Below are 21,661 nucleotides of genomic sequence, written 5' to 3' on the forward strand. Positions count from 1 at the left end.
GAGCCGCCCTACTCACACTGGGCGTCGCGGATCGGGCGAGGCTCGGTCTCGAACGTGTTGATGCCGTCGGTTCCCTGGACGGCGAAGCAGTACTGCACTCCCGGAACGACGGGGACGCGGTACTTCGTCCGCTTGTACACGAGCTTCAGGTCGGCCGGCTTGCCCACCTGCGCGACGACCAGCGCGTAGTTCAGCCCGGGAGTGCCGGACCAGCTCAGGTCGACGTAGGTGTCGTGGTCGGCGGGCGGGTTGAGCCGGACCGTGGCCGTCGACGGTGTGGGCGTGGGGGACGGCTGGCGTTGCTGCTGCTGTTGCTGGGCCGACGCGGGCGGCGGCTCGGGCTGGTCCTGCCGGCTGACGAGCGCCAGTACGGCGATCAGGGCCGCCGCGACGGCAGCGCTGACCGATACGAGCAGCCAGCTCCGCAACCACCAGAGGTCGCGCTCCGGCTCAGGTCCGGTGCCGGTGTTGGGCGGTGGTCCCTCGCCATGCGGAGGCTCGGCGCCCGGACCGTACGGAGGGGCCTCGGTGTGAGTCCCGGTGTGGTTCTCGGCGCCGGGCCCGGACTGGAACTGAGGCCCGAAGTGCGGCCCTGGCTGCGCACCGGCCGCGAACGCCGGGTCCGGTTGGGGCTGATCCGGCTGAGGCGTCGCTTGCTCGTGCGGCTGCTCCTGTGCCGGTGCTCCCTTCGGCGGTGCGCCGTTCGGTGGTGCGCCGTTCGGTGGTGCGCCGTTCGGTGGTGCGCCGTTCGGCGGCGCTGGGGGCGGTGTGGGCCACGAGCGCAGCCGCCCGCGGTTCATCAGGGCCGGCCGCGGCAACGGGATCGGAGGTTTGCCGGCCGGCGATGCGGGCGACTCGGCCGGCTCGGCAGGCGGCGTGGCCGGCACCGGACGTACGGCAGGGCCTGGCAAACCACCGGCGGGTGACGCGGCCGGCGCCGGCTCCGGCCGGAACGCGCCCAGCGCCGTGAGGACTGCCTCCGCCCCCTGCGGACGGTTCGCCGGGTCCTTCTCCAGCAGCCGCGCGACCACGTCGGCGAACGGACCGGGCAGTGTGTCGAGCCGGGCGGGCGGCTCGTGGAGTACCCGCAGGATGTGCTCACCCGCTGTCTCGCCCATCCGGGCTGCCAGCGGTGGCTTCCCACTGCCCGTCGTGTAGAGGACCGCGCCCAGCGCGTAGAGATCCGACGAGGCCGTGGAGGTGCCGTCCCTGAGCGTCTCGGGCGCGAGGTAGAGCTGCCTGGGCGAGCTGAGCGCCGCGTGCCCGGTGTGCTGTCCGAGCCCGAGCGTGAGACCCGACAGCAACGGAGTGCCGTCCGGCGCGAAGACCACAGTGTCGGGTGTGAGGCTGCCGTGAACCAGTCCGGCGGCATGGAGAGCGGCCAGTCCCGCGGCGACGCCCCGGCCGAGGACCGCGAGCTCGGCAGCCGAACGGGAGCGGCCGTGGATCTGCTCGGCCAGCGTGCCCGCGTCCGGTGTGCTGATGACGTACGGGTAGCCGCCGGCGAGCCCGGAGTCGAGCACCGGAGCGACGTGTGGATGGCGGATGCCGCCGAGCGCGGCCACCTGCTCGGTGAACGCGGCGGCCGTGGTGGAGTCGACGCGCACCGGATAGACCAGCGCGGTGACCGGCTCGCCGGTCCCCTGCCGCCTGCACCGGTACGTACGAGGGATCCCGGCGCGGACCAGCTCCACGTCCGTGCAGCCCGGGACCTCAGGCTCGTGATCGGGTCTCTGCCCCGCCTTGTCGGTCACGGGCCCATCTTCGCGTGCCTCCACCTGTGGTGCCTATGCCCTGTGACCAGCGGCCAGATCCTGGCCGCATGTTGCAGGCTGCCGCGGCCCGGTCCGTACGACTGGAACGGTGCTGCTGTGACCACGTTGATGTTCCCGATCGGGCACAGCCTCGGGACATACCACTTCGAGGGCGACTCGAACGACCACGTTCAGCAGATCCGGTACGTCCAGCAGGTTCGGCTCGGGCGTGAGATCGTCGAGCTGAGCTCTGAGGAGTTCGCCGTCTGGTCGATCGCCCACGGCCTTGGCGAGCAGCCGGACTCCGACGCCGGTCCATGGGACCGCGCCCGGATGGAGGGCGTCTTCGAGGGCAGCACGATCAAGGACGCCGCGAGAGTCGTCGACGATCTGCTCGGCCGCGGCCTGCTCGTGGAGGTCGACGTGGACAGCCCGGAGGCCGCCGCCGGCTTCGCCCGGCGGCACCGGCTGCTGCCGCTCCACCTCGGCCTGGGCAACTCGGCGCGGCTGCGCACGATGTTCGTCGCCGGTACGAAAGAGCGGCCGCTGGTCGGCATGACGCCGACGCTGTACGAGATGTGGCTGTGGAGCCACCTCGCCCCGAACCTGCTGGCCGCCTGTGAGGAGGCGACGCCGGGTGGCTTGATCGACGTGCTGGCGGCCCTGCACGTGTTGCTCGCTCCGAGTGCGGCCTGCCTCGACCTCGCGGTACAGGAGGACAAGCGATGAGCGTCACGGTCTTCCCGGTCGGCCACGGTGCCGGCGCGTTCGTACCCGACGAGGAACAGGATCCGGCCCACCACGTAGTACGCGTAGGTCGTTCACGGGAGGAGCTGACCGAGAGCGAGTTCGGCGCATGGGTGCTCGCCCACCGGGCGGCGACGGCCGGCGAGCTGGCGGCCGCCGGCTTCGCGCAGGAGATGGATGAGCTGCTACGCCGTGGCCTCCTGGTCGAGGTCGGCGACCCGATGTCGTTCGCGCGCAGCTACCGCCTGGCGCCGCTGTTCCTCGGCCTCGGCAACGAGCCCGACGACCTCGAGCGGTTCCACATCGGCGTACCCGGCCTGGAACCCCTCGCGACAGTGGACGCCACGGCGTTCGAGCTGTGGCAGTGGGGCGCGGTCGCTCCGTCGCTGTGGTCGCACTGCGAAGTCCTCGCGACGATCAGGCACCAGAACTCCGGCGATCCGGCGACAGCTGGCGAGCAGCTCGGGCTGGTACTGAGCGCACTGCCTTCCCTGCTCGAAGGCTTCGTGGCAGTCTTGGATCCGGTCTCGGTCTGAGCAGTCGGTATGCCGGCGAAGGGGGCACCTTTGGTTCAGGAGGCGCAGCCGGGCTGGGTGATCGGTGGCCGGCACAGGCTCGACAGCGTGCTGGGTGCGGGCGGCTTCGGGCAGGTCTGGAAGGCATACGACCAGCTGCTGCAGGTCGAGGTGGCGGTCAAGGAGGTCAGACCGTCTCCAACTGGCTCGCCGGCGAAACGTGCCAGCCAGTTGCAGCATGCCAAGCGGGAGGCCTTGAACGCCGCGAAGTTGCGAGGCCGGCCGGATGTCGTCGACATCTATGACGCGGTTGTCGAGCATGACGCGCTCTGGATCGTCATGCAGTTGATCGACGGCTGCTCGCTGGCGGATCACATCGAAAGGCACGGCCCGCTGTCGGCCAGCCGGACCATGCGGGTCGCTACCACGTTGCTGAACGCGTTGGCAGCAGCGCACGAGAAGGGCATCGTGCACCGCGATGTCAAGCCGCAGAACGTCATGCTGGCGGCCGGAGGCGACATCCTGCTGACCGACTTCGGGATCGCGGCTCATGAGGACGACACCGCCAGTAGCCAGGTCGCCGGGACTTGGGCTTACGTGGCTCCGGAACGTTTCCAGGGGATCAGCCGGCTCCCCGCCAGCGACCTCTTCTCCGTCGGCGTCACGCTCTATGAGCTGGTGGAAGGCTTTTCGCCGTTTCGCCGTGACACGTTCGAGGCCACCGTGTTCGCGGTCATCTCCGATCAGGCACCACCGCCACAGCGAGCCGGTCAACCCCTCGCCACGTTGATCGAACGACTCCTGGAAAAGGACCCGAACCGACGCCCGACCGTCGACGAGGCGCTGGCCATGACGACGGCGCCACCTGCCAGGACCAGAGTCGTCACGGCGGCGGCAACGAAGCGACCGAACCAGCGGGCACGAAAGTCGGGGATGCCGAACTGGGTCGCCCGCGGTGTAATACCGGCTGTCGTCTCGCTCGGCCTCATCGGCGTCTTCCTCGTGCTCGACGACGCCGGCCGCACCACCGCCGGAGAAGCTATCGACAACATAGACGAGATCGACGGCACCTTCCTGTACACCGTCTTCATCGGCGCATGTGTAGCTCTTCTCTTCGAGGCGTGCTCCCTCGGCATTCTTGCCGGTATGGACGTCCATTCGGCCGCCCGGCGCGCCGGACAGGTCGTGGCGGCGCTGTCGGGCATCGTCGCCGGCGCCGCCGTGATGGCTGCGTCGTTCTGCGCCGTCGTCCCCGTCACCGGGCTCCTTGGCTACTGGATGTCCGCGGTCGAAGCCCTGATAACCACAGCGGTCCTACTCGCAGGCGGCCTCGGCTACGCGCTGTACGGTGGTCGGTCCTAGGACACCGCAGCCGTCACGTCGTCGATCAGCAAGGTACGCAGGTCGGTGATGGTGGGCATGGTGCCGAGCTTGCGCAGGCGCTGCGACTGAGCCTTGCGGGCCCGGTCGAACAGCCGCCGGGCGTCGCGGGCGTTGCCGAAGTTGGCGGCGCCCGACACCTTCGCGAAGTGCCGGACCAGCAGTGGGTACGCGCCGGCGTCGAGGTCGTACTCCTGGGCGGTGACCATGCGCTGGACGATCAGCGTGAGCTCGTCGGGGGAGTAGTTCTCGAAGTCGATGGTCTTGGAGAAGCGGGACGCCAAGCCGGGGTTGGCGGCCAGAAAGTCGACCATCTCGTCGCTGTAGCCGGCGACGATGACCGCGGCCTGGTCGCGATGGTCCTCCATCAGCTTGACCAGTGTGTCGATCGCCTCCTGGCCGAAGCTGTCGCTCTCGGCGCCGGCTCTGGACAACGAGTACGCCTCGTCGATGAACAGCACGCCGCCGATGGCGTCCTGAAAGACGACGGACGTCTTCTCCGCGGTGTGGCCGAGGTACTGGCCGACCAGGTCGCGCCGGGCCACCTCGTGGAACTGGCCTTTCGGCAGTACGCCGAGCGCGGCGAGCAGCTTGCCGTAGATCCGCGCCACGGTGGTCTTGCCCGTGCCAGGCGCGCCGGCGAAGACCAGGTGGTGGCTGAGGCTGCCGACCGGCAAGCCTGCCTTGCGGCGCCACTCGTTGACCTGGATCTCGTCGATCAGGCTGCGCACCTCGTCCTTCACACTCGCCAGGCCGACCATCGCGTCCAGTTCGGCGAGCAGCGACTCGATGTCCGTGGCCGTCGGCTCATCGTCGGCCGAACACACCTCCACGAAGGTGGCGGTGACGGACACCAGATCCGGCTCAGCGATGTCGAGCGGCGGCTCGGCGGTGTTCTCCCAACGGCAGGAGACCACTTCGCCCCCACAGCGGCGGCCGAACGACACGGCCGGACCGCGGACGTCCCGGACCGCGCAGTGCCGCACCACCGCGGTCGAGTCGTGGGCCAGCAGGATGCCGGCCTCCCCGCTGCCCGAGACCTCCGAGCCCTCGATCGTCAACCGGGCGTACTGGTACGCGTAGACGCCGCGCCGCCCGCACGCCGGCAGCTTGCTGTCGCGCACGACGACCGTTGCGCCGAGCCGCACGATGATTCCGTCCGCGGCCACGCCGCCGATCTTCGTGTGTTCGACCAGCGCGTCGCAGTCCTCCAGCACCAGACCGTGTTCGCCACCGTCGACGACACAGTGCGAAATCGCTGCCTTGGCAGGGCCGGTGACGAGCAGGCCCGCGCCGAAGCCGGCGGCGAGTGTGCACCGCTCGGCCCGCAGCGAGCCACCCGCGACGACCACGGCCGCGGCGTCGCCGGACCGGATCGTGAGGCCGTGGAGCACGAGCCGACCTCCCGCCGTACGCAGGACCGGTGTGTTCGCCGCAGAAGCATCGATCACCACAGCTCCGGCAGGGCCTTCGGCCCGCAGCGTCACCGAGCGGTCGGCGAGATCGATCGTCTCCTGGTAGACGCCCGGCGCGATCGTGACGACGGCATCGTCCGGGGCATCGAGCACGGCCGCACCGATCGACGCGTACGCGCCCGGCCGGTCCGGCGCCACGGTCAGGGTCCGCTGCATCTGGGTGTCTCTCATCGCGCGGCCGACCCAAGCGAATTGCCAGCACCGGAGTCGGCGGAGTGGCCCGGGCTCACCCAGCCGCGTTCGGCGGCCTTCAGCCCGGCCTGAAATCTGCTCTGGGCGCCGAGCCGCGCCATCATCTCCGACACCATCCGGCGGACCGTACGCACCGACACCCCGATCTGCGCGGCGGCCGACGCGTCGGTGCCGCCGTCGCCGAGCAGCGCCAGCACCTCGCGTTCGCGAACGGTCAGCCCCGACACGTCGCCGGGACCGGTCGGCTGGCGAAGCGGCGTCGCGGCGTGCCAGATCCGCTCGAACAGTTCCGACAGCGCGCTGACGGCGGCTGCGACCTTGAGGATGCTCACCGTCCCGTGCCCGCCGCGGTCGGCGGGCAGGGCGGCCGTGGCGGTGTCGACGATCAGCGCGCACAGCGGGACGGACGAGGCCGTACGCACCTGGGCACCGTTGCGGTTCAGCTGGTGCAGCCGCCGGGACAACACCGGATGCGTACGGGCGGCGTCGGGCACCAGCAGGCGATACCGCACGGGCGGTGCCAGCGGGTCCACGCCGAGCTCGCGGAGCCCGCCGATCGGGTCCGCGACCGAGGCCGTCACCGGCGTACTCACCAGTACCTCGCTGGTCGCCGACCGGATCAGGCCCTCGACGGCGCGTTGTGCGACCGCGGGGCTAGCGGCCGAGTCAGGCGCTCCGCTGGCGTCGACCGGTGCCGGATGGCGACGAGCGAACTCGCCGGCGATCTCGGCCGCGGCCACGCGGCTGCGCTCCAGGTCGCGGTTGACGCGGGCGAGGTCGGCTTCGCGCTCGGCGAGCAACGCGGTGAGACCCAGCCGCGGGTGCAGCGGCCGGATCACTTCTCCCGGCCCGCCGCGAGCGAGCAGGCCCAGGTCGGTCAGCTGCCGGATCGCCTTCTGGAGGGCAGCCGGGTCGAGTCCGAGCCGGTCGGCGAGCTCGGCGGGTGTCCAGACCGGGCGCTCCAGCAGCGCCAGGTAGACCCGCTCCGCCTTCGCGTCTACGCCGAGATGGCTCAGCCGCCTGTTGGCGGTGCGAATGTCGGTGACGGTCGCGTATTCGGCGACTTCGGATTGGCTCATGAGGAAACCCTGAACGAGGCTGCCCCAGGCGTGGTCCGCTCGCGATCCACTGGCCGGTCCAGCCGATACAGGCCCGATATAAGCCCAGGTCACGGCAGGGCTAGAGCGAACGCGGAGCGCTGGCGCCCGGTCAGCGGAACGGCGCCAGGTCCAGCCGGCGCACCAGCCGGCACCAGCGCGAGGGCCTGGTCGAGCTCGGTGGACAGCGTGATGGTGACCGTGCCACGAGGGATGTCGGAGAGGTCGGGCCGGATCGCGTAGACGCGGTAGTGCCCGGTCCAGAGCCGGAGCCCGTTCCACTCCTCGCGGGCATGCTTCGACGTGAATCTGGCCAGGACGTCGAGCAGTTCGTCAGCGGCCAGTGGTACGGTCGGCAGCCGTTTGACCAGCCGCCGTACGGCGTTGGCCAGCAGCAACTCCAGCTCGGCGTCCTGGTGCCGGCCGGCGGTACGAGGAGCGGTCAACGCGACCCAGGACCGGCCGCGCTGCAGCAGAAGCTTGGCGGGAAGGAGCGGGGTAGGCCCGTGTGGCCGAAGGCCACGGGGGCTGGATAAGCACAGCTCGGTGCGCAGGTCGGACAACTCGACGGGCGCGCCGAGCTCCAGCAGCACTGTGAGGCCGTCCGGGCGGGCGATGACCGCCGCCTCGGTGTCGCCGATCTCGAGCGTGCCGCGAACGGCCTCGATTGGTACGAACCGCGGGCTGCGGACGGCGTACCGGATGCCGAGGACGGCTCGCTGGTACGTCCACAGGTCGCGGCGCCAGGTCGTCGTCAACGCGACGAGCGCGAGCGCGGTAAGGGTCGCCGCGACCAGCACCCACCAGGGCCGGCCGGCCGAGGCGACGACGAGTCCGATGGCGAGCTGCCAGCACACGAACTGGGCAGGCAGCAGTCGGGGCCTTCCCCGGCCGGTGGTCCCCCGTGCACCACCGGCCGGTGGTGCGACCGGCCGGGCCCTTTCCTGGACCGGCATCGTGACGGCTGCCGCCGCAACCGCGGGTACCGCCGCGACGGGCGGGCTCGTGGCGGTGGCCGCGGGGGCGACGGCGGCCACCGCCGGACGAGCCGCGGCCGTTCGGGCTGGGGCGCTCAGGGCTACCCGGGGTGGCGCCACTGTCGCGGTCACTTCGGCCGGAACGGCGCCCCCGCCGGGCTGGGCGGCCGCGGCGGCCCAGCCCGAGCTAACTGGTTTCGTTGGGTTGCCAGGCATGATCAGTGGCGACGTTCGTCGTGGCTCGACTCGGCGACGAAGAGCTCCTCGTCGAGGACGGCGCCGTCGCGGCGCCTGCGTGGGGGTGGCAGCGTGAACCGCTCTACCGGTTCCCGGGCCGCCCGGCCCTGCAGCCCGGGCTGCACTCCACTGCGCCGCAGCCTCTCCTCCTGCGTGTCGCCGGCGCCGTCGCGGCCGGACCGGCCACCGGGCCGGATCTCCGTGCCACCACCACCGCCACCGGCGGATGACAGAGGCGGCGCGATCGCGGGTGTGGCCCTCGCCACACCGGTCGCGGCGGCCCGGGCGGTGCTTCCGGCCAGCGCGGGTTCGGTGCCGACGCCGATCCGGGCGCCCGGGACGCCGGCGGCGACCTGCCCGGCCACGCCTCGCGACACGGCCGCGCCGGCGAGCGTGCCGAGCGCACTCCCGCCGGCGACCAGCGTGCCCGGCACGCCGCCGGCCGACGCCGCGTTCCCGGTCAGCGCGGAGCCGAGCACCGGTGCTCCAGTGGAGGTGTCGCCGGCCAGACTGGGAAGGTCCAGGTCGCCGAGATCGTCCAGGTTGCCGGTGTTCGCCGACTGGGCCAGGCCCATCACGGTCTGTGCGAGTGAGGCGCTCTTCTCGAAGAGGCCCGCGAGCTTGTCGGCCGCGCCCAGGACGTCGCCGGCCGGAACCGCGGGCACCGGCGACGCGGGCATCGACCCTCCACCGCCGGGCCCCTGCCAGCCTTGCGCCGGAGATGGTACGGCCGTGGGTGCCTGCATGACCCCGCCGACCGCCTCCATCATGCCCGCGCCCGTGGCCTGAATGGCCATCGCGGCCTGGGCGGCGAACGGCCCGATGATCGGCACCGTGCTCAGCGCCATCGCGGTGTCATAGCCGCTCTGCAACATCGGCATGACCGCCTGAGCCGCGTAGATGGCCGTTCCACCGAGCCGCAGCGCGGCTGACATCGCACCGGTGTAGGCCGACCACTCGGCGAGGGTCGCCAGGCTTCCGATCACCTGACCACTGAACGCGGCCTGGGATACCGAGCCGACGCTCAGTGGCCAGGTCTTGATGACCGCGTTCGCCGCACCGAGGTCGCCGTGAGTGGACAGCAGGTGCTGGCAGGCCGAGCCCCAGATGTCGGCGCTCGCGTGCCAGGGCTCCGCGCGCTGGCCGTAGAGCATCGTCGCCATCGCGTTCAGTTCCATACCGAAGTAGGCACCCATGATGTGCTCCTGTCAGCCTTTTTCAGCCTGTGCCGGGGAATCGGCGTCAGTTGCCAAGGGGTCGCGTTGCCAGCAGTTGCGTGCGGACGACGTGAGAGGGTCGGCCACTTTCTCCTGCGCGGCCGCGTTGGTAAGGTCGGTTGTCTCGAACGAGCTGGCGAACGAGAGCGCGGCCTCGACCAGCGTTCCGATCCCAGTGACGGCGCTCGACGCGACCGTGACCGTCTGCGCCGTGCACGCTCTGACGTGAGCGTCCGGCGAAATGCTCTCGGGCATCGGCCCAGACAGCAGCGGAGTCGCTCCCACGTTGACGGGAACCTGGGCGATGGTCTCCGGCGACACGAGGGCGACGAACTGGCGCAGCTCCTCAGGCATCACTGTCAGGATCGGTAGTCCGGCCATGCTTCCTCCTCGAGAAACGTCGTCTGCACCAAATCAGGAATGCGTCCGCGGCCACGCGGGCCGACCACATCAGGCCAGCAGACGGCGCGGAGCGGCCACTTTCGTGGGGCTCTACGGCCCCAGCGGTCGCGTCGCGGCCTGTGGATCCAGCGGATCGCCGGCCGGGATCCGGCTGACCAGCTCAGCCGGCAGCCGGACGGTCGGCGGCTGGTCGTAGCCGAGTACGCCGAGCACGTCGCGGTTGGCCAGCTGGTACCGCCTGCCCAGGTCGCTCACGAACGACAACGCTCCAGAGCCGGCCGGCTGGCCAGGTGCGGCCATCGACTCCACGACTGCACCGTGCCCGGGAGGCACGACGACCACATCGGCCAGCGGCAGGCCGCCTGGCCCGCGCCCGGTCGTGGCGCCGGCCTTTCCCGCGGTCGGCAACGTGCCGGCGATCGTCAACGCCGGACGGAAGCCGCTGCTTGTGAACCGGGCGCACACCGAGGCCGTCGACGACGGCGGCTGCACGAACGACGGACGGGTCGATGGCAGGTCCGAGTCCGCCTGCGACGCGACTCCCCCTTGTGCGGTGACTCCGCCGGATACCCGCGCGACGACTGCGGCGTCCAGCGGTATCGCCTCCGGCAGCACGCCCGGATAGGCCTGCCGGGTCACCGGCGCGCTGCGCTGGATGTCGTACCGCAGCGAGCTGATCGGCAGCAACCGGTCGCGCAGCAGGAGGTAGTACTGCCCCTGCCCGGTCGAGGTCTGCACGACGTACAACGAACCGGTGCGTCCCGGCCGGAGCAGCTTGGACGCCTTACCTGCTTCCGGTACGTCGATCGGCCCGAGCGCGGGCCCGGACGGGATCACGTCCAGCCAGGCGGGTGCGGCCCGTAGCCACGACTCGGAGTCCAGCGCCAGTGCCGCGGCGACCGTCGCCTGGTCCTGGATCACGTGCCGGTACCCGTGCCAGAGGAGATAACGGCGGCCGCTGGAGTCGGCCACCAGCAGCGCCGCGTCGTCGACCGGCCTGGCCGCGCCCGGCTCGCGCCCGACCAGCAGGACCGACCGCACTGCCGGGCTTCCCGAGTCGTCGACCCGCGGCTGCGCGCACAGCGACCAACCGCCGCCAAGCAATCTGTCCTTGACAGGCAGCGAGTCCGGGGCGTTGGAGATACCGATCCGCGGGCCACGAGGCACACCGAGCAACGACTTCTGCGCCACCATGACCGGCTTGCTGTACTTGTCGCCCAGCAGCAGTGCCGAGGCGTAGTTGGCCGTCGGGTAGAGCACGCCGCCCCGGAACACGTACCGCGTGCCGGTCTCCTTCTCGACGATGACGCTGTCACCGGACCGCCACGACTGCTTGCCGCCCGGCGAGATCTGTCCGTAGACCGCGACACCGGCCAGCGCCAGCACGGCGATCCCGATCCCGGCCAGCATGCCGATGACGCCGCGCCGGAACGGTGGATGCTCGGGGTCGGTCTCGCGCAGCACGAGCGCGTGCATCATCCGCTGCAGGACGAACTGGTACGACTGCAGCTGGTCGCGTTTGGAGGCCATCGGCTAACCACCGAGCCCGCGTACGTATCCGTACAGGCCGAGGACCGACATCAGCACTGGTACGACGGCCAGCATCAGCACGATCTCGGCCAGCTCGGCGTAGCGCGCGAGGTAGGCACCGGGCTTGTGCCCGGCGTACCACAGGCCGAGGAACGCGGCCGCCGTCGCGAGGGCCAGCAGAACGTACGGTGCGAGTCCGCCGGGCAGCAGCAGGATCAGCAGCACCAGGCCGGTGAGACCCACGCCCAGCAGGCTCAGCCGGTGCGACACCACGGGGTGCAGCCGGGCACGCAGCAGGCAGATCCCCGCGACCAGCCCAGTGAGGATGAGGCCTGCGGTCGAGCCGGCCCGTGCCAGCACCAGCAGGCAACCGGCCAGGGTGGTCGCGAGCCCGGTGAGGATCCCGGTGTAGAGCGCGGCCGAGCGCAGCACCGCCGCGTACACCACGTGCCGTGGCGGCTGAGGTGCGTCGGAAAGCAGATCCGCCGTACTGCTGGGCAGCACCGGCTTCGGCAGCCGGCCGATCCGCATCGCGATCGGCGCGGCCGCCGGCAGCAGGGCCAGCGCCACCACGGCGACGACTCCGGCCGAACGCGTGGTGTCCAGCGGACCGGTCGCGAGCCAGCCGGCCGCGAGCGCGAGGATCGCGGCCGTACTCGCGGCCACGAACACCTCGGTGTGCCGCGCGATCCCGAGGTATCCCGCCAAGCCGAACAGCAGCACGGCGGCCGCGGCGGCCGTGAGGTGTGGCGCGCCGAGCTCGGACAGCCGATAGTGGTCCGCGGGCAGCAGCGCTCCGGCGACTCCGGCACAGCCGACCGCGACCCCGCCGGCCACCGCACCTGCGGCGGCGTCGCCTCCGGCCCGGACCAGCACCACGCCGACGATCAGCAGCAAGCTGGCGGCCCCGAACGCGAACGCCACAGTGTCGTCCCATGGTCCGTCCCATGGCGGCCCGGACGTCAGCCGCACGCCGAGCGCCGCGACGACCGCGAGCGATCCGGCCACCAGCCCGCACCAGCGGGTCGCCGCGCGGCTCCACTCCCGGCCACCGGTTCGGGCGCTGGTGGCGATGGCGTCCACGAGGTCGTCGTACTCGAGCTCCGGCCAGTGCTGGTGCGCCGGTGCGAGGTGCAGCACCTCGCCGTCACGGACCTCCTGGCTGGCCAGGTCCCTGTGCGTCTCCAGCGCTTCGCCGTCGGGCCGGCGTAGTACCCAGCCGCCCTGCAAGGCGCCTTCGTCGGCCAGTTCGTCGCCGGCGTGCCGCAGGATGCTGGGCAGGACGTCGGCCACTGTCGACCGTTCCGGCAGAGCCAGGTCGACCCGTCTCTCCGGTGCGTCGATGGTCACCTTGACCAGGCCACGTGTGCTCACAGCGGCCGAGCGTGGCACGGCCGTACGGTGGCGTCGGCCGGCTTGCAGTATCAGGACCTGGACAGTCAGCTTGTGGCCGCGCCGCACGCGGACGAGGCCATGGCGACCTAGCGTCGCAACCATGCCACCCGCAACCGCCCGCCCACTCGGCAGGCCGCCGCGCAGGGAGGGCCCGCCGCTGCCCAACGGCGACGTCGCCCTCGATCCGCCGCCTGCCCTTCCGCAGCCGGCCGGAAAGCCGATGTCGCAAATGGTGATGATGGTGCCGATGCTCGCCGGCGGTGGGGCGATGGCACTGATGTACTCCACCATGGGTGGTGGCGGCCGGATGAGCTACATCGTCGGCGGGCTGTTCGGCCTGTCGGCGTTGGGGATGGCCGCGATGGCGTTCGCCGGCCAGGGCGCTCCGAGGCGGGAGATGGCGCGCGCCCGGCGCGGCTACCTGCGGCACCTGGCCCAGCAGCGGATCCGGGCCCGGCGCGCGGTCAAGCAGCAGCGCGAGGCGCTGGCGTACCTCCATCCGGATCCCAGGCAGCTCTGGACACTGGTCGCGAGCTACCGCCTCTGGGAGCGACGCAGGAACGACGCCGACTTCGCGATCGTCCGGGTGGGCACGGGCCCGCAACCCCTCGCCATCCCGCTGACCCCTCCCGACACCGCGCCGCTGGAGGAGCTGGAACCGCTGTCGGCCGGTGCGCTGCGGCGGTTCATCACGACGTACTCCTCGGTCCCAGGCCTGCCGGTCGCGATGGCGCTGCGCGGCTTCGCCCGCGTCTACCTCGACGGGGACGAGGAACGGTCGCGCGCTCTCGTACGTGCGCTGGCCGGCCAGCTGGCCGCGCTGCACTCACCCGACGACCTGCTGATCGCGGCCGTTGTCGGTGACGCGAGCCGGCCGGACTGGGACTGGCTGAAGTGGTTGCCGCACGTCCAGCATCCGGAGAAGTCCGACGCGCTCGGGCCGATCCGCCTGATCACTTCGAGCGTCCAGGCGCTGGAGGCTGTGCTCGACAACCTGCTGACCCCTCGTTCCCGGTTCGACCCGACGGCGACGACCCGGGTCGACGGGCCGCACATCGTCGTCCTCATCGACGGCGGAGACCTGGCCGGGTCGGACCACCTGATGACCGGCGGTGGAGTGGAAGGGGTCAGCGTCATCGACCTGACGGGCCGGCCGCCGCGCCTGCTCGACCGCACGACGGTGGTACTGGACGTAGACGGAGCCGGCGCGCTCGCCAGCGTCACGATGGACGGGGAGAGTGAGATCGGTACGGCCGACGCGCTCACGGTCGAGGACGCCGAGGCGCTCGCCCGGCAGCTCGCCCCGCTGCGGCTGTCGGCCGCGGCCGAGGGTGAGGAAGGGTTCGCCTCGGCGTTCGGGCTGACCGACCTGCTCGACGTCGGCGACCCCTACGACTTCGACCCCGCCCGCACGTGGGTGGCACGTCCGAACCGCGACCGGCTGCGCATCCGGTTCGGAGTCCAGGCCGACGGTACGCCGGTCGAGCTCGACCTGAAGGAGTCCGCGCAGGACGGCATGGGGCCGCACGGCCTGCTGATCGGCGCCACCGGATCGGGCAAGAGCGAGCTGCTGCGGACGCTCGTCCTCGCGCTCGCGATCACCCATCCGTCCGACAGCCTGAACTTCGCGCTCGTCGACTTCAAGGGCGGCGCGACGTTCACCAAGCTCGACCGGCTGCCCCACACCAGCGCGGTGATCACCAACCTCGCCGACGAGCTGACGCTGGTCGACCGGATGACCGACGCGATCGAGGGCGAGCTGCTGCGCCGGCAGGAGCTGTTCCGGCGGGCCGGCAACTTCATGTCGTTGCGTGAGTACGAGAAGGCCCGGGCGGCCGGTGCCGACCTCGCTGAGGTGCCGACGTTGCTCGTCATCTGCGACGAGTTCTCGGAGCTGTTGTCGGCGAAGCCGGACTTCATCGACATGTTCGTCAAGATCGGCCGGGTCGGCCGCTCGCTCGGGGTGCACCTGCTGCTGGCCAGCCAGAAGCTCGAAGAGGGCCGGCTGCGCGGACTGGACGCGCACCTGTCGTACCGGATCGGGCTGCGGACGTTCTCGGCGATGGACAGCCGGGTCGTGCTCGGCGTGCCCGACGCCTACGAGCTGCCGCGTGCGCCCGGCCATGGCTTCCTGCAGATCGACACCGAGACCATGGTGCGGTTCCGGGCGGCGTACGTGTCGGGCGTGTACCGGCCGGCGGGCACCTCGGCGGCCTCGCCGGACTCGGCCGGTGTGGAAGCTGAGGTGTCGGAGTACACCTCGAGCTTCGTGCCGCGGCCGGTCGTGGCGGAGGCCGATGAGGAGGAGCCGGAGGAGGACCCGGACGAGGCGGTCGGCGAAGCCCTGCTCGACATCCTGGTCGATCGGCTCGACGGCAAGGGCAAGCCGGCACACCAGATCTGGCTGCCACCGCTTTCCGACCCGCCCGCGCTGGGCGAGCTGCTGCCGCCACTCGCCGTGGATCCCGATCGGGGCCTCACCGTGGCGCCGGCGGCCATGCGTGGCAACCTGCGCGCGGTGATCGGGCTGGTGGACCGGCCGCTGGAGCAGCGCCGGGAACCGCTCACCGTCGACCTGTCGGCGGCGGCCGGGCACGTGGCGGTCGTCGGCGGGCCGCGGTCCGGAAAGAGCACGGCGGTACGGACGCTGGTCTCGTCGCTGGCGCTGACCCACACGCCACGCGAGGTGCAGGTCTACTGCCTCGACTTCGGCGGTGGCTCGCTGGCCGCGCTGCGCGACCTGCCGCACGTCGGTGGTGTGGCGTCCCGGCTGGATGCCGGAGCGGTCCGGCGGACGGTGGCCGAGGTGTCGCAGCTGCTGACCACTCGCGAACGGCTCTTCGCCGACCACGGTGTGGAGAGCATGGCGGCGTACCGGGCTCGCCGGGCCGCGGGCGAGTTCTCGTCCGACCCGTACGGCGATGTGTTCCTCGTTGTGGACGGCTGGCCTACCGTGCGGAACGACTTCGAGGAGTTGGAGGCCGTGCTGGGCGAGATCGCCGGCCGCGGGCTGGCGTACGGCGTGCACCTGGTGGCGACGTGCGCGCGCTGGTTCGACTTCCGTGGCAACGTCCGGGACCTGTTCGGAACCACGATCGAGCTGCGGCTCGGTGATCCGTCCGACTCGTCGGTGAACCGCCGGGCCGCGATGACCGTCCCCGCCGACGCTCCGGGGCGGGGTCTCGCCGCCAGCGGGCACCACCTGATCGTGGCGGCACCCGTGCTGGGTGCGGGCCATCCAGACCACACAGACCTGATCGCGCGGATCGCATCGGCCTGGCCGGTGTCCAGTGCGCCACGCGTACGCCTGTTGCCCGTGCACCTGCCGGCCGACGACCTCGCCGGTGCGCTGCGCCGCCAGTGGGACGCAGGCGTCGAAACTCCACCTGGACTGCCGATCGGTCTCGCCGAACGCGATCTGGGACCGGTGCGCGTCGACTTCGAGGCCGACCCGCACTTCCTGCTGTTCGGTGACACCGAGACCGGCAAGACGGGGTTCCTGCGGTGGATGGCGCGAGCGGTGGCGGAGCGCCACACTCCGGCGGAGGCCCGGCTGATCCTGGTCGACTACAGGCGCTCGTTGTCCGGAGCGGTCGGCACCGAACACCTGATGGGCACGTTCACCGATCCGCGCGGCGTCGAGGCGATGGTCGCGGATGTGGCTCCGGTGCTCGAGGAGCGGCTCGCCGGTGGCTGGTCCGGGCCGCAGATCTACGTCCTCGTCGACGACTACGACCTGGTGGTCGGGCAGCTGTCGAATCCGCTGGCCGGCTTCGTGGACTACCTCGCCCAAGGCCGCGACATCGGCTTCCACCTGGTCGTCGCCAGACGTACGGGTGGCGCGGGAAGGGCGATCTTCGAGCCGGTGATCGCGCGGCTGAAGGACGTCGGCACCCCTGGCCTGGTGATGAGCGGCGACAAGGCCGAAGGCCCGCTGCTCGGCACGACCAGACCCCAGCAACTGCCACCCGGCCGCGGCTGGCTCGTATCCCGCCGCGGCGACGCCGGCCTGGTCCAGCTCGTCGACTGCCCGGCCTGACAGTCACCCGCCATGGCCGGTCGGCGCCGAGTCCTGACCTGATGTTGCCGCCACGCCGGGCACCCGTCGTACGGCGGTGTTGCCTGGTGCTCGAAACCTTCGAGAGGAGTCGCACATGCCGCAGATGGATCCGGTGGAGATGCGGCGTTTCGCCGGCGCGTTGCCCCACGCGGACTTCTCGCGTGTCAATGGTGACCTGCCGACGCTCCTGCCATCTGGAATGGAGGAAGTCCAATCTCCGAACGAGTTCCTTGCCGACTGTTCCGTGCCGATGGTTGGTTTCAACCGGGATTTCCTGCACGGCATCGAGGTCTTCCGCACGATCGCCCAGAAGGCGGCTGACAGCTTCGAGGCAGTCGACGCGGACCACGCCAGGATCATGAACGATCTGGTCGGTGACGCTCGGACGGATCAGGGGTCGACCCATACCGGTGACCTGTCGAAGCTGCCGCACACCCGCCCGCTCGTGAGCCCGGCGGATCAGCCGAATCGGCCGGAAGAGCCCAGCATCTCCCGCCCTTCTTCACTGCAGCTCGGGCTGGCTCCCGGCCTCGACATCGACCACATACCTCCTGGCATTGGCCAAGGCCGATGACGTGCCAGGCGACGGATTTGCCGGAGGACCGGGATGTTTGACTACGCGACCGCGACCATGCCGGAGCTCATGCGCGTCTTCTACAGCCTCAAACCCGAGATCTGGCGGCACGTCGCGGACACCTGGCGCGCGACGGCCGACGGCATCAACGGCGCTCAGGCGGGCCTGGACGCCGCTTGGCGGCAGACCCCGGTCTTCCAGCTGAACGACGGGGATCCGGAGGCGAAGGCGTTCGCGTCGTTCACGGACAACATCGGACTCAGCCAGAGCTCCGCGAAGGAGTGGACCGACTTCGCCACGAACGTCAGCACCTGCCTGGCGGCCACCGCGAAGGTCATCGAGGACAACCGGCCGTTCGTCGAGGCCGCCCGCCTGGACTGGGAGCGCGCCAGCAAGGACGTCGACAAGGAGATCGCACGCCGTCGAGCCGCTCTGTACGTCTGGAACGTGGCCAACAAAGTACGCGACACCTTCAACGGAATCCGCACACCCCAGCGGGCGTACCAAGGGCCGATGGGACCGAAACCGGATGACGAACGGGCCGGCGGGGGCGACCCGAACGCTCAAGGTGCCGGTGCCGGCGCTGGTGCTGCCGGCGACGGTGGCCAGAAGCCGGCCGACACGCCCGCGGCGCCCAAAGCCCCTGAGGCCAAGGATCCAGTCGAGCAGGCCGGGAAGCTGATCGATGTCGTGGGCAAAGGGATCGACCTGGTTGGCAAGCCGGCCGACGTGGCCGGCAAGTACGTCAGCCTGGCGAAGAGCCTGAAGGACCTGATCGACCAGGGCGGTGGCACGGGCACCGAAGGGCTGAACCTCGACAGTGTGCTCCCGGACGCCAAGTACGCCGAGTACTCCGATCAGCCGACGCTCGCCGGTGGCGTAGGAACCGCGCCGTCGTTCGATCCGACCACGCTCACCGGCGCCGGATCGCCCGGAGGGGGCGGCGGCTCGCCCGCGATCGGGCCCACGGCGGGCCTTGGCGCCGTCGCCACCGGCGGCGTCGGTGCGGCACCTTCCCTTGCGGGCAAGGCGTCGTCCGCGACATCGGCCGGCACGCAGCAGAGCATGTCGCCGATGTATCCGCCGATGAGCGGAATGGGAGCCGCTGGCGCCGGTGCCGGTGGGAGAGGCGAGATCAAGCCCGGCTCGGCACAGGCTCGCGCCGGCTTCAGCATGCCCGCCGAGCAGAGCGAGTCCGAACGATGGCGCCGGCACGGTGTGCAGGCCGACCTGCAAGGCCGTACCAACGGCGAGCAGCGGACCGCGTCCGCCGTCCCCCCGATCCGCAAGCGCAAAGGACACGCGCGCACCAACAAGCCAGTCGACCAAGGCGTGCTCGACGAAGAGCTCTGGCGGACCTGAACCCCTAACCAGCAAGGAGGAACACCATGAGTGGTGTTGACGCAGAACTACAGCAACTGAAGTTCATGGCGACCGAGGCGACCTGGATCGGCGAAGAGTACCGAAAGGCGGTGAGCAATCTCACCACGGTCCTGGAAAGCGGGCTCGGCTCCATGGACGGGCTGTTCAAGAACGCGTTCTGGCAGGGACGCACCGTTCACTTCGAGGCGGTGGACAAACTCTGCACCAAGCTGTGCCAGCTGTCCGAGGGGATCGACACCTCGAACGCGCTCTACCAGTCCCATGACGAACAGAGCACCGCGGACTTCAACAAGGTCGCCGGCAGTCCAGCCGTCGATGTCAGCGTCCTTCGCACCTAGGAAGGGAATCATGCGTATCAACTACAACTTCGGGGCGATGGCCCAGGGCGCCGGCGATATCGCTCACGCCACCAACCAGGTCGCGGACCTGCACATGCAGTTCGAAACCGCGATGGGCAAGATGCTGATCGCGTACCAGAGCCGGTATGGCTCCGCGCAGGCGGCGGAGGTGAGGGCGCTCTGGGTACGGGCGAACGAGGAGGTCAACCGGATGCTCCGCGGACAGGGCCTGGTCCTCGACGACGCCTGGACCAAGATGGACGGCGCCGACAAGAGTGCGGCGAAGGCACTGGATCTGGGAAGAATGGTCTAGGTCGGCCACCCGCCGAGCCCGGTCCCCGGGGTGACACCCGGTGGACCGGGCTCATCGCCATTCCTGTGTTGTCAGGGCGTCAGCCGGCCCGCCAGCGACGGCGCCGCCCGATGGGAAGGATGGCCGCGGCGACCAGCAGGACGACAGCGCCGACCGCCGCACCCACAGCGATCCGGCGGGCGAGCCTGCCCGCGTCCTGCCAGGCCGCCGCTTGCCGCTCGGCTTGCGTGTCGACCGGCACCGGGGCGACCGTCGGAAGCGCGACGGACTTGGATGTGCCAAGCGCGTCCTGCACCGCCCGGTAAGGGTTGACCACGCCCGCGCCGTACTGGCTCGCCAGGCCGGGCGCGGGAGTCGCGGTGGCCAGCAGCCTGCGGGAGACCTCGTCCGCTGACAAGTGCGGATTGGCAGCCCACACCAATGCCGCCGCCCCACTGACGAAGCCGGCTGCGAAACTCGTACCGTCGTAATAGCGGTGACCACGCTGCCGGGTCGCGGCGAGAACTCCGCCGCCCGGCGCAGAGATGTCGACGTACGATCCCACCTGCGAGCTCTGCAGCCGGCTGCCGTCGATCACGATGGCCCCGACGCCGAGCACACCGGGATAGGCAGCCGGGTACGTGATCGGATCGGATCTCTGGTCGTTGTGCGCGTTGCCGGCGGCCGCGACGATCAGGGCGTCGCGCGACTGGGCGTACTCCACCGCCAGACGCACCGGCTTCAGGTCGACGTACAACGCCAGTGAGATGTTGATGACCTTCGCGCCGGCGTCGGCCGCGTCCCGGATCGCTTCGGCGAACACCGCCGCGTTGACCGCCGCGCCTTGCTGCTCGGACGCGTCGCGTTCGCTGACACGGATCGGCAGGATCCGTGCGTCGGGCGCCATGCCGCGAAACCCGATGCCGTTCGCCGCCCGCGCGGCGATGATGCTCGCGACCGCCGTGCCGTGCGAGACGCAGTCGAAGTTCGCGCGTACGTCGCCGGGTGTCAACAGGTCCTTGCCGGGCAGGACGGCTCCGGGCTGCCGGAGTTGCGGGTGATCGGCGTCGACGCCGGAGTCGATCACGGCGACCGTGACGCCCCGGCCGGTGCTGACCGGCCACGCCCGCTCGGGTGTGAGCCAGGTCTGTGCCCAGGGCAGCTTGCTGACGGCGGTACCGCCGGCCTCCGCGGACTGGCACTGTCCCGGCGGCGGCACCGCCGTCGCGACGGGTGCGGTTGCGAGCAAGGCGCCCAGCACGGCCGCAGCGATTCCAACTGCCCTGATTCTGATCACGAGCCGGACGTTATGACGCGGCGCGATCGGGCCACGGGTTCTGGCCCCTTTGGGCCAGCGTATGACCGCGACGCCCGCCCAGCGTCCACCCTTGGAAACAAGGAGGTGCGTCACCATGGACCTGTCAAAGATCAAACTTGGCACGGAACTGTCGGTGCTCGGCTTGGAGAACGAGCTCGAACGTTTCACGTCCGCGACCGAGGCTCTCGACCGAGTGCTCGACGGGATCACCACGACCGCTGTCTCGCCCGACCGGCTGATCAAGGTCACTGTTACGGCCCGGGGTGAGCTGCGGGCACTGGAACTCGATCCAGGCATCTACCGCAACCAGGATGCGCCGGCGCTCGCCGCATCCATCCTCGCCACCGTCTCCGGCGCGACGGCTACAACAGCAGCCAAGGTCTCCGCCGCCTTCGACGATTTCGAGGAGCAGGTGTCCTGATGGAGATCGACGAGCTCGCCACCGTCCGCGACCTGGCGAACAGCGTCCGGCACATCGGAGGCGCGGCCGAGAAGTTGCTGAAGAGCGAACTGGACGGCATCGGCCAGGACAACGTCCGTGAGGCCTGCGGTACCGACGAGATGGGCGTTCAGATCTTCGAGGGCTTCGTCCAGTTGGCCGGCCAGCTTGCGGGCGCCGGGCCCAGGCTCGAGCAGAGTCTCGTCGGCATCGGTGACCTGATCTCCGTCTGTGCCAAACGTATCGAACACACCGACCGCCACAACGCGGAGGCGATCAAGGCCGCGGACCTCAGCCTGCAACCGGACGGCCATCGGCTGCCGGCCGCCGACTGAGTTC

The 21,661-nt window shown here is 70.7% G+C and carries 19 protein-coding genes; 10 read left to right on the forward strand and 9 right to left on the reverse strand.

Annotated elements, in window-relative coordinates:
• Positions 1-8: 8 nt before the first annotated feature.
• Positions 9-1,754 (reverse strand): serine/threonine protein kinase, encoded by a 1,746-nt coding sequence (locus ACYVF6_RS08510; protein WP_460518173.1) that lies wholly within the window; start codon positions 1,752-1,754, stop codon positions 9-11.
• Positions 1,755-1,871: 117 nt separating this feature from the next.
• On the opposite strand from ACYVF6_RS08510, the gene ACYVF6_RS08515 reads away from it, so the two are divergent.
• From ACYVF6_RS08515 to ACYVF6_RS08525, 3 genes are read left to right on the forward strand one after another with little or no spacing between them, the layout of a single operon-like run.
• Complete coding sequence (locus ACYVF6_RS08515) at positions 1,872-2,483, forward strand: hypothetical protein (RefSeq protein WP_460518175.1); 612 nt, start codon at positions 1,872-1,874, stop codon at positions 2,481-2,483.
• Positions 2,480-3,037, forward strand: a complete 558-nt coding sequence (locus ACYVF6_RS08520; RefSeq protein ID WP_460518178.1) for a hypothetical protein — start codon at positions 2,480-2,482, stop codon at positions 3,035-3,037. Before ACYVF6_RS08515 ends, ACYVF6_RS08520 begins: the two co-directional genes overlap by 4 nt.
• Positions 3,038-3,046: 9 nt before the next feature.
• Entirely contained in the window at positions 3,047-4,378 is a 1,332-nt protein-coding gene (locus ACYVF6_RS08525) for a serine/threonine-protein kinase (RefSeq protein ID WP_460518181.1), read from the forward strand.
• Here ACYVF6_RS08525 and ACYVF6_RS08530 read toward each other — a convergent pair.
• The 7 genes from ACYVF6_RS08530 to eccD form a co-directional block, all read right to left on the reverse strand.
• On the reverse strand, positions 4,375-6,042 hold the full coding sequence (locus tag ACYVF6_RS08530; protein WP_460518184.1) for a right-handed parallel beta-helix repeat-containing protein: 1,668 nt from the start codon (positions 6,040-6,042) through the stop codon (positions 4,375-4,377). The genes ACYVF6_RS08525 and ACYVF6_RS08530 overlap by 4 nt on opposite strands.
• The gene (locus ACYVF6_RS08535; protein ID WP_460518187.1) at positions 6,039-7,142 is read right to left on the reverse strand and encodes a helix-turn-helix transcriptional regulator; all 1,104 of its coding nucleotides are present in this window, start codon (positions 7,140-7,142) and stop codon (positions 6,039-6,041) included. The genes ACYVF6_RS08530 and ACYVF6_RS08535 overlap by 4 nt, the downstream gene beginning before the upstream one ends.
• Before the next feature lie 89 nt (positions 7,143-7,231).
• Positions 7,232-8,197: a hypothetical protein gene (locus ACYVF6_RS08540; protein WP_460518190.1), complete on the reverse strand. Its 966-nt coding sequence runs from the start codon at positions 8,195-8,197 to the stop codon at positions 7,232-7,234.
• Positions 8,198-8,355: 158 nt separating this feature from the next.
• Positions 8,356-9,570, reverse strand: a complete 1,215-nt coding sequence (locus ACYVF6_RS08545) for a hypothetical protein (RefSeq protein ID WP_460518193.1) — start codon at positions 9,568-9,570, stop codon at positions 8,356-8,358.
• Positions 9,571-9,582: 12 nt separating this feature from the next.
• Positions 9,583-9,972 (reverse strand): hypothetical protein, encoded by a 390-nt coding sequence (locus tag ACYVF6_RS08550; protein ID WP_460518196.1) that lies wholly within the window; start codon positions 9,970-9,972, stop codon positions 9,583-9,585.
• A gap of 111 nt (positions 9,973-10,083) precedes the next feature.
• Entirely contained in the window at positions 10,084-11,523 is a 1,440-nt protein-coding gene (eccB, locus tag ACYVF6_RS08555; RefSeq protein WP_460518200.1) for a type VII secretion protein EccB, read from the reverse strand.
• Between the two features lie 3 nt (positions 11,524-11,526).
• A complete protein-coding gene (eccD, locus tag ACYVF6_RS08560) occupies positions 11,527-12,897 on the reverse strand; it encodes a type VII secretion integral membrane protein EccD (protein ID WP_460518203.1) in 1,371 nt (456 codons plus the stop codon).
• Positions 12,898-13,018: 121 nt separating this feature from the next.
• On the opposite strand from eccD, the gene eccCa reads away from it, so the two are divergent.
• From eccCa to ACYVF6_RS08585, 5 genes are all read left to right on the forward strand, one after another.
• Positions 13,019-16,957, forward strand: a complete 3,939-nt coding sequence (gene eccCa, locus ACYVF6_RS08565; RefSeq protein ID WP_460518206.1) for a type VII secretion protein EccCa — start codon at positions 13,019-13,021, stop codon at positions 16,955-16,957.
• Positions 16,958-17,072: 115 nt separating this feature from the next.
• Entirely contained in the window at positions 17,073-17,552 is a 480-nt protein-coding gene (locus ACYVF6_RS08570) for a hypothetical protein (protein ID WP_460518208.1), read from the forward strand.
• A 33-nt stretch (positions 17,553-17,585) separates the two neighbouring features.
• The gene (locus ACYVF6_RS08575; protein ID WP_460518211.1) at positions 17,586-18,914 is read left to right on the forward strand and encodes a hypothetical protein; all 1,329 of its coding nucleotides are present in this window, start codon (positions 17,586-17,588) and stop codon (positions 18,912-18,914) included.
• Between the two features lie 26 nt (positions 18,915-18,940).
• On the forward strand, positions 18,941-19,273 hold the full coding sequence (locus tag ACYVF6_RS08580) for a hypothetical protein (RefSeq protein ID WP_460518214.1): 333 nt from the start codon (positions 18,941-18,943) through the stop codon (positions 19,271-19,273).
• A gap of 10 nt (positions 19,274-19,283) precedes the next feature.
• A complete protein-coding gene (locus ACYVF6_RS08585) occupies positions 19,284-19,586 on the forward strand; it encodes a hypothetical protein (RefSeq protein WP_460518217.1) in 303 nt (100 codons plus the stop codon).
• Between the two features lie 79 nt (positions 19,587-19,665).
• Here ACYVF6_RS08585 and mycP read toward each other — a convergent pair whose 3' ends face one another.
• A complete protein-coding gene (gene mycP / locus ACYVF6_RS08590; protein ID WP_460518220.1) occupies positions 19,666-20,862 on the reverse strand; it encodes a type VII secretion-associated serine protease mycosin in 1,197 nt (398 codons plus the stop codon).
• Positions 20,863-20,977: 115 nt separating this feature from the next.
• Between mycP and ACYVF6_RS08595 the strand changes: the two genes are divergently transcribed.
• Together ACYVF6_RS08595 and ACYVF6_RS08600 are read left to right on the forward strand one after the other, a co-directional pair.
• Positions 20,978-21,304, forward strand: coding sequence for a YbaB/EbfC family nucleoid-associated protein (locus ACYVF6_RS08595; protein ID WP_460518223.1), 327 nt, complete (start codon positions 20,978-20,980; stop codon positions 21,302-21,304).
• Complete coding sequence (locus tag ACYVF6_RS08600; protein WP_460518226.1) at positions 21,304-21,657, forward strand: hypothetical protein; 354 nt, start codon at positions 21,304-21,306, stop codon at positions 21,655-21,657. Before ACYVF6_RS08595 ends, ACYVF6_RS08600 begins: the two co-directional genes overlap by 1 nt.
• Positions 21,658-21,661: the final 4 nt, after the last annotated feature.

Source organism: Flindersiella endophytica (assembly GCF_054779015.1).